The sequence below is a fragment of the Lysinibacillus xylanilyticus genome, from assembly GCF_001708185.1.
In the GTDB taxonomy this organism is placed as follows: Bacteria; Bacillota; Bacilli; order Bacillales_A; family Planococcaceae; genus Lysinibacillus; species Lysinibacillus xylanilyticus_A.
This window is the reverse complement of sequence record NZ_MDDN01000001.1, coordinates 925956-939234: the sequence shown is the minus strand read 5'-3', so window position 1 is coordinate 939234 and position 13279 is coordinate 925956. Positions and strand designations below refer to the sequence as shown.

Sequence of the window (13279 nt, the reverse complement as noted above, 5' to 3'; positions counted from 1 at the left end):
TTTTACTCATCCCCAGTCAATCGGAATGTTTCATAAGTTGTCCAAGAGCCATCTTCTAATTGATATAAAAGATGGATGCGATCAATCGTATCTTTTTCGTCAACGCCTGTCATACGTAATTGCCCAAAGATGTCATCGTGCTCTGAGGCTGTCATTTTTTGAGCAATTGTAATATGTGGGACAAAAACATGTTTAGTTTCTCCAAACGGAATTTTTTCATTTAGTGCATACTGAAATGCTTCTAATTGTTCTGTCGGATCAATGCGGAAATAAATTGCATTTGTTGTAGGGAAAAACGAACTGATGCGTGATGCATGAATGTTTAAAGGTGCATATTTGGCAGCAAGTTCATCTAATTGCTTTACAACGGAATTAATATCTTCATCTGTTGCTTCAAAGCTGTCTTTTAACGTCATATGCGGTGTAATTTTCGCATAATGCGGATCATAACGTTTGCGATAAGTGTTAGCTAAATCTTGCAATTTTTTTGATGGAAACGCCACAATACCGTACTTCATAGTCCATTACCTCCCGAAAATAAACAAATTTACTATTAAAGTATAACAGAAATTTCTCTTTTCGTAATTTGAATAGCCCAAATTAATTGAAATTTTCAATTAATGCGCGCCGTAAATCAGGTTTCCAATATTTCCATGTATGATTGCCGTCAAACTCATCATAAAATGTAGAGAATCCTTTGCTTAACATAAGGTTATGCAATTGACGATTTGGTGTTAAAAAATCCTTTATTGTTTTGTCCATTGTTACCACTTGGTCTTCTTTTTTTCCGACAATATGATAAATAGAAATTGTTCCTGGATCTTTAAAATTTTCAACAGCTTTAAGCACATCTTCGTCGACATATGGTGACTGTAAAATGGCTTTACCAAAAATACTTGGATATTTTAAAGCAGCCATTAAGGAAGCAGTTGCAGCCATGGAGTCACCTATCAATCCACGGCTCATGCCCATTTGGTAAGTTGCAAATTCAGCATCTAAATATGGCACAAGCTCATGTGCTAAAAAACGCAGATAAGCTTCATGTTGCTCTCCACTAGGGATATATTTGTGACGTCGATCCTTTATATCTTTATATGGAACGAACGCGATAATTAAATTTTCGATTTCATAGTCATCGATAAGTTCATCAGCAAGTTTTGTGATTCCCCCAAGTTGGAAATAATCCTTACCATCTGATGCAATTAAAATATTATATTTATATAGTGGGGAATAATTTGCAGGGACATAAATATATAACTGTAATTCCTCCTGCAACGCTTCACTATAGAACTTTAAATCCTGTACAGTTCCCTTATCCAATGATGACACTCCTTCATGTGTTTGTAACAAAATTGTACCATATACGAAAGTAAAGGTATAATAGGTGAGGCTAGCACTTTATTAGCAAAAAAACGAAATGAGGGTTGGTTATGCATAATAAAAGTACTCGCATACATTCTGATGAAGTAGCGAAGGCAGCCCAAGCTGCACTCATTCGTCGCGGTGTATCGCTCGAGGATATTGCTAAAATCGTTTATGAAATGCAAAAAACCTATAATGAAGGCTTAACATTAGAACACTGTGTTCATTCTGTCGAGCGTGTATTACGTAAACGTGAAGTTCAACATGCTTTATTAGTAGGTATTGAATTAGATGAACTTGCAGAGAAAAAGTTATTATCTGCACCATTACAGCAAATAATAGAATCTGACGAAGGTTTATTTGGTGTGGATGAAACAATCGCACTTGGATCTGTTTTTACATATGGTAGCATAGCGGTTACAACTTTCGGACACTTAGACAAGCAAAAAATCGGTATTATTAAAAAGTTAGATACAGAACCTGGACATCATGTAAATACGTTTTTAGATGATTTAGTTGGCAGTATCGCAGCTTCTGCCGCATCACGTATAGCACATCGTATGCGTGACTTGGAAGAAGAGGGCGAGACATTTGCTGATATTGAGCCAGAAGAGCTAGGACCAAAACCAAAATCACATAACGAGATTTAACAAAGTCTTTACTAAAAACAGAGCCTCCTCATTACTGTAGGAGGCTCTGTTTTTAGTATGCTTAGACAATTGTTTTGTATACTCACACACGGAATCTTTATACGTAATCGTTAACATTAGATGCGATGATAGAAAAGCAAAAATATATGGAAGTAGCAAATAGACAGACACGTTATGAGATAGTAAATAGTCAGCTAGTTGAAGTATCCCAAAATCATTGAGTTGTTTGCACCTACATAGCTTGAATGTAATAGCTTGATATTTTACAATAGAAACAAACATCGTGAAACTCTTTCGGACTTTTGATTCGTTAGTTGTAAGGGAACTATTTTTGCTATATCTGGATTCATTATATATGTATGAAAGTGTACATATTTACTGATGTAGAATAATGATGTACTAAGTTGTGATGTGTAAATATTGCTTAATTATATAATTATTATGATCTTCGGTTTTTGAAACTGAAGTTTTTTTAATGAGTAGGGTAATACTCTAATCACGATTGAAAAACTCTTCAGCAAAAACAAATCAAATTCATTGTGATATTAGTGGGCTTTATTGATAATAGACTTAAATAAAGTAGTAAGAGGAGAGGTACTGAAAATGAGTGACAAAGATATTAAGACGTTAATCACTAGCGGAACGATTATTTTTGCTGTTGTGTTGTATTTAATATTCAGATAAATTTTTAGGTCTTCAATTATCATTTAACTGGGGATTTTTGATTTTATGAAAAGATAGGATCAGAAATTATATTATTAATAGGAAAATGTGAGTAATACTATTGAAGATAAGATTATAAGATATTTAATTTCGATAAAAACTATTAAGGAATGTGTCGTAAGGAATTAAAAAGGTGACAAATTATTGATCACCTTTTTAATTTTGATGTGCATAGAGTTGGAAGTGGCAAACTAAAATGTTTGAAGCACTAAAGGTATCAGATTGGTTACGGAGGCATTGTCTAACTTGGAATCGTAGTATTTGAATTCTAGAAAATGATACATAAGGAAAATAAATGGCTCATCACCAAAAGTTGTGGATGACATTTGTTAAAACATATACTATATAAATAAGTTGATTGGAGTGGAGGCTGGGTGACTCCTTGGGGATCAGCGTCACAGATGAGACCCTGGAGCGAGCAACGCGAGTGAAGCGGCTCATCGGACGCCCCCAGGAAAGCGCCCAGTCGGAACGGAAATCAACCACACGTTTTGGTGATGAACCAAATAAATGATATATTTTATCTTTAAGAAAGTAGGATACTGATTTGAAAAAATTCTATTTGGCTTTGTTCTTTTCTACATTGCTTATAAGTGGATGTACGGAAGAAACTAGCACAGATATTATTGAAACTGAAGATATACAAGGAATTGTAGCTTCAACAATGGAAACGGCTGAAAAGCACGATGTGAGTAAATTTGAAGAATACGAACTACAAGATATAATTGACGGCGACACAATAAGAATAAAATATAATGGTAGCCCAGAAAAAGTACGTTTTCTTCTTGTAGATACCCCTGAAACTAATCACGAAACGTTAGGAGAGCAACCTTATGGGCCAGAAGCTAAAGAATTTACAAAGCAGCTACTAGCTGGTCAAGATACGGTTTATTTAGAATTCGACGTTTCATATCGTGATAAATATAAAAGGTTACTAGCATATGTTTATACTAAAGATGGTATTAGTGTTCAAGAGCAACTATTGAAAAATGGATTAGCTCGCGTGGCCTATATTTATGATCCAAATACGAAGCATGTAGATTGGTTTAAATCGATTCAAAAAACTGCGCAAAAATCTGCTATTGGTATTTGGTCAGTTGAAGACTATGTAACAAATCGTGGTTATGATAAAGATGCATATTATGCTGCAACAAAAGATAATTCTAAGACAGAAAATGACGAATCTAATACGGCTAATAAAAACAGTTGTGTAATTAAAGGTAATATTAATTCAAAAGGTAATAAAATTTACCATATGCCTGGACAACGTGATTATGACAATACAGTAGCAGAAGAAATGTTCTGTACTGAAGAAGAAGCCGAAGCTGCTGGGTTTCTTCCAGCTACAAGATAAGATTGATAGACCTTTTAATAGTAAGTGATTTTTTTCTTAGATGATATAAGAATTATTAAAATAAAGCTGCATTATTTGTCAGTAAGGTTTATTAGACTAGTGTATAGCTGACTTTGAATAGAAAAATGGAGAAATTGAGTCCGTTCAATTCCTCCATTTTTTTATTTAAGCAAATTATTGTAATTTGTAGTTTTGTAAAAAATTCCTGTTCAGATGAAGCTGGAAGACTATTATCAGTTCTCGTTGGACAAATAACACAAGGTGAAATTCTTGAGGTTGGAACTGGTATTGGTGTAGGGAGTTCTTGGATACTTTCTTCCATTCTCCAACAGTAAAATTTATTACGGTGGATAATTCAAAAGAAAAAATTGATGCTATAGCGGATCATATTAGACATAACCAAGCGGAATTTATTTGTGGGGATTGGAAAGAGATTATTGCAAAAGGTCCTTCTCAATCTATTTTTGCAGATCCAGCACTTCATGGATGGTTAACGGAGTGCTTTACTTCATAATGGGTAGAGCCTTTTTCTTCATAAATGAAGGAAAAGGTTAGTTGAAGAAGGGTTTTTGGACTTTTTGTGGAATATATTACCTAAAAAAGTCTGGTATTGGTGTAATATTCACATCGTGATTAACCAGACAGTGGGAGGAGTTTAAAATGTCATTAAAAGCAGGAGATATAATTACGTTTGAACGAACTTTTACAGTAAGGGATGTTGAATTATTTACTGAGATTTCAGGGGATGCAGGGATACATCACATAACTCCAGATGAACAAGGAAGACTTGTCATTCAAGGATTATTAACGGCAACTCTGCCAACAAAAATAGCTGGAGATAATAACGTACTGGCTCGTAGTACGAGCTTTGAGTTTTTAAGACCTGTTTTTACAGGTGATACAATCGTTTGTATAGTTAAAATTGAGCAATACGAAAGGCAAGAAAATAATAGAACAGCGTTTGTTGCATCCTTTTTATGTAAAAATCAGAATGAAAAAGAAGTATTGAAAGGAGATGTATCAGGCGTAATTCTTTAAACTTTATTATAGTAACGGAAGCACTATCGAAATCTACGGGATAGCATTCCTGGCATAACTAAAAAGAGTTAATAGATGTAAAAGCAGATAGTTTGTGAATAAATGAACGTAAACTATCGGGGGCGATTGTTCAATTAGAGCAATCGCTTTTTCACTAACAGTGCTGGTTAGTTGAAGAGTGTTGTTCAACAATATTTTATAAATATTCCAATTGTATTTTATTAACATATATTGTATTATTAATTCAATTTAAAAGGAGGTAAAAATTATGGTCGTATATTTCTCAATAATTAAAAAAACTACACATCATCATATTGATTAGTCTTGCTATCTTTATTAATTTTTTAATATTGAATAGGAAGACTTTTTCCCGTTGAATCGTATAATTAAAGCCGTTTTAGAGCTTTAGTGTTATACGGTTTTTTTATTTGCTAAAACGAGGAGGAAGATATGATGAAAAAGATGGATTACCAAAATGTAAGAGGAACGCAAGATTATTTACCTAAACAAGAAGCTATTCGCCGTACAATTCGTAGAACATTAGAAGATACGTTTATTTTATATGGCTGTGAAACATTGGAAACACCAATTCTTAATTATAAAAATTTAATGGCATCTAAATATGCAGGTGGGGCAGAAATTTTACAGGAAATGTATACTCTAACGGATCGTGGGGAACGTGATTTAGCGTTACGTTATGATTTAACAATACCATTTGCAAAGGTTATTGCTATGAATCCAGAATTATCGATGCCATTTAAACGCTATGAAATTGGTAAAGTATTTCGTGATGGGCCAATTAAGACAGGTCGTTTACGTGAGTTTACTCAATGCGATGTGGATATTGTTGGCGTAAAATCACAAGTTGCTGAAGCAGAGCTTATGATGATGGCAGTTGATGCATTTTGCAAGCTGGACGTAGACATTCTCATTCAGTACAACAATCGAAAGTTACTTTACGGTTTGTTGCAATGTTTTGCTGTACCTGAAGCAGTGATGAATAGAGTTATATTAGTACTTGATAAAATGGAGAAAATTGATCGAATGACATTAGTGAAGGAGCTAGAAGAGTTAGCGTTAACGAGCGATTCATTAGCTGCAATCGAACAATTTTTAGATACTGAACCAGCATTTGATTATTTCGAGCAATATGCAACGTTGAATAACTTTGTGCAAGAAGGTATTGCAGAGCTGCGTGAGTTAGATTCGTATTTGCAAACTCTAAATGTAATGGACAATTGCATTTTTAATCCATTTTTAGCACGTGGCCTTGAAATTTACACAGGGACTATCTATGAAATTTTTTTAAAGGAAGGTTCCATCAAATCAAGTATTGGCAGTGGTGGTCGTTATGACAATGCAATTGGTGGGTTGATTGGCAGCGATCAAAGCTTCCCGACAGTCGGTATTTCATTTGGTTTAGATGTGATATTTACAGCATTTGAATTGAATGGAAAAGTTGCTGTTGAAAGTGAAATTGATGTTTATATTATTCCTATGGGTGTTGAAAAGGAAGCATTACAGCTGGCCACAACACTTCGTCAACAACGAAAACGTGTGGTCGTTGAACTGAGCCACAAAAAACTACGCAAGGCGATGGACAAGGCAAATCGAGAAAATATACCGAACGTTATTGTTTTAGGTGAGCAAGAAGTTAAGAATAACACATATCAACTGAAGAATATGATGACAGGAACGACTGAAGAAAAAAGTTATAATTTTAGTAAACCATTACTGAAAAGGTAAACGGAGGCATAGGTGCAATAATCTCCTGATGTTGCAACAAATAGCTTTAATTTCAGCTGATTTGGAAACAGATAGAATTTATTCACCTTCTTATTAAATTCCCATGAAAGAACTTAATCATCTTTCATTTTCTGTGGTGAAGTGCTGATTTTTGCATTTCATGGATGGCTAACGGGTAGCGTTAGTGAAACAAGGATTTATAACGTATACAAAGCAAACCTAATAATCGTTCCCAAATGATACTTTGATGACTCTACGAGGAAAGCTTTCTAAACGACGTTTTGGAAACTTGTTTAGAAATTATTTGACTGATATAGAAACAAAAAAGGAATAATGTTACAATCTGTAGGATTATATTAAAATATGAGGTATTTCTTATGAAATTATTACTTTACTTTTTTTACACTATCGCGGTTCTTGCTATTATCACTTTTACTTATGCTTTAGTTAAGTTAGGCACTTTCGATTGGTCTTCTCTTGCAATAACATTTTGTATGATTGGGGTTGCAACGGGATTAAAAAAGAACACTAAAAACATTCAATCTAAAGTCGGATAAAATAAACAATCAATGCTTTAAAAGCGAAGCACAACACGAGTAAAACCTACATCGAGTTCGATTGATGCGTTTATTTAAGCTATACAATCAAATACAAAATAACGTTCCCAAATCAAGCTTGATAACATTTCAAACAGCTACAAACACTGTTAAATCGGTGTTTGTAGCTGTTTTTTTATAGAAAATAACACTCTGAGACGCTGCGAAAAATAATTTTAAAGAAGACTGTTCGAACCACTTGTTCTGAATGGCCGTAACATATAAATAGAATCTCAATGAAAAGTATCCAAAGCTTCCTTTAGGTACTTGTCACTTTATGGTACAATTACCGCTGTTAGTAATTTTAGAGGGAGAAGTCATGAGAATTTATAAATTAGCTTGTATAGGTGCATTTATTATACTCTTGTCAGGGTGTAATGCATTTTCAGCTCCATCAGAAGAACCATCTGCAAAAGTAGAGTCTAAAGAAGTGTCAGAAGTTGTAAAAAAGGAACCTGTTATCTTAGATGTCAACACGTATATGGAAAAGTATCAAGACCAAATGGGAGGTTCTAGGCCCCTTGTGATTGATGAAGAGGTCGCGTCTCGAATGGGTGAAAGCAAATCTTATTTTTCTAATTCTCGTGATATGCCATTTAAAATATCTTTATTAAATACCGGTACTGAAAGCTTTTTATTCAAAATTCAAAATGTAGATGATAAAGAAATACTTATAACAAATGGTGTTTTAAAAAGTAATGAAAGTTATGAGAAGGTATTTGACGGATTCCCTGAAGGCGATTATGTCATCTCTTACCTAATAGAAGAGGAAAAGTCTCCTGATGATATAAAACTGAAGGTAAAGGTAGAGTTCCTTCCTTGGATCAATTGAGTTTCTTTAATATTCTTTTGAGTGTTTTAGTGAAACAAGGATTTATATCGTATACATAAATAAACCGAATAACGTTCCCAAATGGAAGTTTGGAAACACACCAAAAAGCCACAAATGTTGTTACATCAACGTTTCGTGGCTTTTCTTATGAACATTCTTTATACAGCTTTTTATACAGGAAGCACAAACACTTGATACATCAATATTTCCACGTTTATGGCTTACCGTTTAGTGTACATAAAATCGTGTATATTTCTTAACGTTGTAAATCCGCATTTTCCTGGTGCTACCCCAACAAGGGTTTATCCTTAATCGATCGTTACTGCCTAATTCCGTTGTTATGTAAATCCAAACTGTATGGGAATGTATACGGTTTTTACTTAACACGGATTTAACATGCATCGGTATATACTGATAGCATCTAATCGATAGGAGGATTTTAATTATGAAAAAAATATTAGCAATTACTACATTTACACTAGGGTTATCTGTTGTTACAGGTTCTGCGCTGGCTGCGAACAATGATCTTGGAACTACTAATTCCAGTGACAATGAACTTGTTAACTTAGAAGAAATGGCTACAGAAAAAGGAATCACTGTAGATAAACTACTTGATCAACTTGAACAAGAAGGCAAGGTGACAAAAGGTGTTGAATTAACAGAGGCCATGCAAGTAGAAACAAACACTGAGGCTGCGAACAATGACATTTCTAGTGACAATGAACTTGCTAACTTAGAAGAAATGGCTACAGAAAAAGGAATCACTGTAGATGAACTACTTGATCAACTTGAACAAGAAGGCAAGGTGACAAAAGCTGTTGAATTAACAGAGGCTAAGCAAATAGAAACAAGCACTAAATAATATATAGTAACTGGAGCTGTCACAAGAGGATACTTCTGCTAAGAGGAGCTTTTGCAACGGCTTTTTACTTGTAAGGTGTCGAATTTAAAAGGCCGTAATGAATAAGGGTTTATTCTTTATCGTTACTGCCTAATCCGTGTAGCGTTAGCTTAATAACAGGACTGTCTATTGACAGTCTTTTTTCCATAGCGATGTAAATCCGCATTTACCTGATGTTATCCCTTTAGGTACTACGTATAAAAAAATAAAAAAGATTTCTTTTTCCTCCAATCCAAAAACAAACTTTTTGGGGGACCGCATACGTCTTACTTATGTAGAGACAAAAATGAATAAATGGAGGTTTAGAAAAAGAAGAAGCATTACGTAAAGAAAATTCCTCATTTAGCATTGGCAGGTTTGATTTGTGCAGTTGGAATCGGGGCACCACAAGGTTCGTTGGCAAAACAGGCAACTTCAGATCAAAAAGTGGTGGCTCAGCAATCCGAAAAAACGTTGCCAAAAGTTTATGATTTTTAAACTTATTGGAATGAAATTTTAATAAATTTTCTACTTTTTTCTTTAATGAAAGTTCATCATATAAGTCTTTAGAAAAATTAAAATGGCGATTTTTTTATATTATCTCTCCCGAATTCTGTACAATGGTCGTTTTTGTTTCAAGTAATGCTTTTTGCTTATTATATCTCATGTATTTGGTTTGAACTTTAGATGTAATAGTATTAAAGGTTAGAAAGCGTTGCGTTATTAATACAAAAACAATAAAAAATCATATTTTTACCATATTAATTTTATTGACTCAGAATTGAGATTATTATATTCTAAGTAGCTGAAAGTGGATTTCATAGATAGAGGGAATTATCAGCATGGTTAAAATTTATTATTCTTTCAGATGTGTTGACTAGGAGAAAATAGTTTTATTATTGAGCGATAAATGGATCTTGTTGCTATTTTGCTAATATATTTCTATTTTAACTGATTGTAGCGTAGGGCCATTAGACTCCCGCAGGAAAGCGAGTAGCCCGTAGCAGACATCAGCCTTTTCGAATTAATTCGAATGTATAAAAATGGTTAATCAACACGCCTGTTATTCTTTTTTGTTTTGTTATTCAATTTTTATTTATACCCTAAAAATAGAAAGAGAGGGTTATTGAATTCAGTAATTAATAGATAAAATAAAACTTTTATAATATTACATTTGTTTGTTTTGAAGAGTATTAGTATTTGGAGATGTTTAAAATGACACAATTTAAGAGAACTTTCTTGAACAAAAAATTCGTAGCTATCGGTTTTGCCTTCACAATTTTATTTGCATGTCCCATAGATTTTAATCTATCAAATATTGAGAGATTTGGACCGAATATAGCTAGTGCAGCAACTACAACCTATACGACAACTGATAATTTAAATATCCGTACGGGGCCTTCTACCACTAATAAAATTATAACAACGGTTAAAAAGGGAACGCAGTTAACGGTTACAGGGAAAGCTTCTAATGGGTGGTTAAAAGTTAGCGTGAAAGGTCAAACAGGTTATGTCAGCAGTCAATATGTGAAAGTAACCAATTCTACAGGTAATGCTGTTAAAAAGCCTGAAAATAAATCTAATGTAGCAGCTACAACCTATACAGCAACTGATAATTTAAATATCCGTACTGGCCCTTCTACCGCTAATAAAATAATAACAACGGTTAAAAAGGGAACGCAGTTAACGGTTACAGGGAAAGCTTCCAATGGGTGGTTAAAGGTTAGCATAAAAGGTCAAACAGGTTATGTCAGCAGTCAATATGTAAAAATAAGCAATTCTTCATCTGATACTATTCATGTTGTTACACAGCCTGAAAGTATTTCAGTATTAGTTAATAAAAAAAATAAGCTCCCAGAAAATTATGTACCAAAAGACTTAGTATATACTTCAATACCCTTTATTTTTAAAGAAAAGACAGAAAAAAGAAAAATGCGAAATGAAGCATCTATAGCCATTGGCAAACTATTTGCCGATGCTAAGAAACAAGGAGTGAGTCTTCTTGGTGTATCTGCATACAGATCACATGCGACACAAGTTACCCTATTTAATAATTACGTAAAAAGGGATGGTTATGACAAAGCCATCACGTATAGTGCATTACCTGGAACAAGTGAGCATGAAACAGGTCTTGCCATTGATGTTACAGGAGGGAATGGTAAATGTGCGGCACAGGATTGTTTTGGCGGTACTAAAGAAGCAAAATGGCTGAAATCACATGCAGCTGATTATGGATTTATCATTCGTTATCCTCAAGGAAAAGAGTCTATTACTGGTTATCAATACGAGCCATGGCATCTTCGATATGTAGGAAAATCAATAGCCCAAACAATTATGGGTAAAGGAATTACTCTTGAAGAGTATTATTCCAAATCTAGTACTAAATAAGTTAGTTTATGATGTTTTAAAATAAGAGTTTACAAAGATAAGATTAAGTTGCAACTTTACACGGAGAGGTGGGCAAGCTCCGTGTAAAGTTGCATTTTTTTGCAAAATACATGTAATTATTTATCGGAATATTCAGTTCGATACACCGACCTTTGTTTTTAAAACCACAAGTGGTTCGGAATTCGTGGGCTGCATTTGCGGAAAAACGGCTTTGCATCATAAAAGCATTGTTTAACTTATCCGTCATTTCATTAAAAGATTGCGTTAGCTCCGCTATTTCATCATTGGTAGAATGTCCATCGTTTCCAAGAAAAACGCACATTCTACAGAAGAATTGATGCACTCATTAACGTTTTTGAAAAGCAAACACAGCGATTATCCGAGCATGTATTCACCCTTTTAGATATGACAAATATGAATGATGGATTTGAGAATGGAACCATCTGCTTGAAGGATGTTTTTGGAGATATTGTTTCTGAACTATCTCATATCGCTGATGAAAAAGAGGTTAAACTATATTGGGATTGCGATAATAGTGTTGTTTGCGGAAATACAGATTTACTTTATCGAGCGTTTTATAACATTGTTGAAAATGGTATTAAATACAATATTGACGGCGGGAAGGTAATGATTAATGTCAAATCTGATAATAAGAAGATAATGGTTAAAATTAAAGACACGGGAATTGGTATCCCTGATGAGGAAAAAAAGAATATATTTGAGCGTTTTTACCGAGTGGATAAATCACGCTCTCGTAAATTGGGTGGATCAGGCTTGGGACTTTCCATTGTGCAAAGTATCATAGCCAAGCACAACGGAACTATCGTTGTTACTGACAACGAAAACTGCGGTACTTGTTTAGAAATTACACTTGGTATATAAAAAATGAAAAAGACTTTGAATGGCAGTTTACCCTGTTTATTTAAAGCTTTTTTTTTACAAATTTTCAAGAAGTATTTCTCTTAACAAGGATTTAACATGGATTGTTATACACTCGTAACATCTAATAGAAAGGATGCAGGCAACCAACCTGATTCAATTTAATTACAGTATTCATTTATGGTAGAGGCTAAAAATATTTTAGGAGGAATTCAATATGAAGAAAACATTAACAATTGCTACACTTATGCTGGGGTTATCTGTTGTTGCAGGATCTGCCTATGCTGCGAGCAACGACATGTGGGAAACTACTAAATCTAGTGAACCTGTCAATTTAGAAAAAATGGCTAAAGAAAAAGGAATGACGTTAGATGAGCTAATTGCTCAGCTTGAAAAAGAGGGCAAGCTGACAAAAGCTGCTGAAACAATTGAGGCTACTAAATCAGCGGAAAACTCAAAATCTAATGAACCTGTCAATTTAGAAAAAATGGCTAAAGAAAAAGGAATGACGTTAGATGAGCTAATTGCTCAGCTTGAAAAAGAGGGCAAGCTGACAAAAGCTGCCGAAACAACTGAGGCTACTAAATCAGCGGAAAACTCAAAATCTAATGAACCTGTCAATTTAGAAAAAATGGCTAAAGAAAAAGGAATGACGTTAGATGAGCTAATTGCTCAGCTTGAAAAAGAAGGAAAGCTGACAAAAGCTGCAAAAGTAACAGACGCCAAGCAAGTAGAAACAAGCAATAAGTAATATATAGAGTGTCATAAAAAAACTTTTTAGGGGACCTCATACGTCTTACTTATGTAGAAACAAAAATGAATAAATGGAGG

At 34.1% G+C, this 13279-nt stretch carries 13 protein-coding genes; 11 read left to right on the top strand and 2 right to left on the bottom strand.

Annotated features, from left to right (window positions below; genetic code table 11):
• Window positions 1-2: 2 nt before the first annotated feature.
• Entirely contained in the window at window positions 3-518 is a 516-nt protein-coding gene (locus tag BFJ97_RS04530; RefSeq protein WP_068983431.1) for a YjcG family protein, read from the bottom strand.
• A gap of 82 nt (window positions 519-600) precedes the next feature.
• Window positions 601-1320 carry an alpha/beta hydrolase gene (locus BFJ97_RS04525; RefSeq protein ID WP_068983430.1) on the bottom strand — a complete coding sequence of 240 codons (720 nt, stop codon included), beginning with the start codon at window positions 1318-1320 and terminating at the stop codon, window positions 601-603.
• A 110-nt stretch (window positions 1321-1430) separates the two neighbouring features.
• On the opposite strand from BFJ97_RS04525, the gene BFJ97_RS04520 reads away from it, so the two are divergent.
• From BFJ97_RS04520 to BFJ97_RS04465, 11 genes are all read left to right on the top strand, one after another.
• Window positions 1431-2012 carry a phosphatidylglycerophosphatase A family protein gene (locus tag BFJ97_RS04520; RefSeq protein WP_068983429.1) on the top strand — a complete coding sequence of 194 codons (582 nt, stop codon included), beginning with the start codon at window positions 1431-1433 and terminating at the stop codon, window positions 2010-2012.
• 1270 nt (window positions 2013-3282) lie between these two features.
• Complete coding sequence (locus BFJ97_RS04510) at window positions 3283-4089, top strand: thermonuclease family protein (protein WP_068983427.1); 807 nt, start codon at window positions 3283-3285, stop codon at window positions 4087-4089.
• 304 nt (window positions 4090-4393) lie between these two features.
• A complete protein-coding gene (locus tag BFJ97_RS04505) occupies window positions 4394-4603 on the top strand; it encodes a hypothetical protein (RefSeq protein WP_068983426.1) in 210 nt (69 codons plus the stop codon).
• A gap of 146 nt (window positions 4604-4749) precedes the next feature.
• A complete protein-coding gene (locus BFJ97_RS04500; protein ID WP_068983425.1) occupies window positions 4750-5127 on the top strand; it encodes an enoyl-CoA hydratase in 378 nt (125 codons plus the stop codon).
• Window positions 5128-5580: 453 nt separating this feature from the next.
• A complete protein-coding gene (locus tag BFJ97_RS04495) occupies window positions 5581-6873 on the top strand; it encodes a histidine--tRNA ligase (RefSeq protein ID WP_068983424.1) in 1293 nt (430 codons plus the stop codon).
• Window positions 6874-7250: 377 nt separating this feature from the next.
• Window positions 7251-7430 carry a hypothetical protein gene (locus tag BFJ97_RS04490; RefSeq protein WP_068983423.1) on the top strand — a complete coding sequence of 60 codons (180 nt, stop codon included), beginning with the start codon at window positions 7251-7253 and terminating at the stop codon, window positions 7428-7430.
• Window positions 7431-7788: 358 nt separating this feature from the next.
• On the top strand, window positions 7789-8301 hold the full coding sequence (locus BFJ97_RS04485; RefSeq protein ID WP_068983422.1) for a hypothetical protein: 513 nt from the start codon (window positions 7789-7791) through the stop codon (window positions 8299-8301).
• A gap of 445 nt (window positions 8302-8746) precedes the next feature.
• Entirely contained in the window at window positions 8747-9163 is a 417-nt protein-coding gene (locus BFJ97_RS04480; RefSeq protein ID WP_068983421.1) for a hypothetical protein, read from the top strand.
• A 1233-nt stretch (window positions 9164-10396) separates the two neighbouring features.
• Window positions 10397-11569 (top strand): D-alanyl-D-alanine carboxypeptidase family protein, encoded by a 1173-nt coding sequence (locus BFJ97_RS04475; RefSeq protein WP_068983420.1) that lies wholly within the window; start codon window positions 10397-10399, stop codon window positions 11567-11569.
• Window positions 11570-11983: 414 nt separating this feature from the next.
• Window positions 11984-12451, top strand: coding sequence for a sensor histidine kinase (locus BFJ97_RS04470; protein ID WP_175401666.1), 468 nt, complete (start codon window positions 11984-11986; stop codon window positions 12449-12451).
• 214 nt (window positions 12452-12665) lie between these two features.
• Complete coding sequence (locus BFJ97_RS04465; protein ID WP_068983418.1) at window positions 12666-13199, top strand: hypothetical protein; 534 nt, start codon at window positions 12666-12668, stop codon at window positions 13197-13199.
• The last annotated feature ends 80 nt before the right edge of the window (window positions 13200-13279 follow it).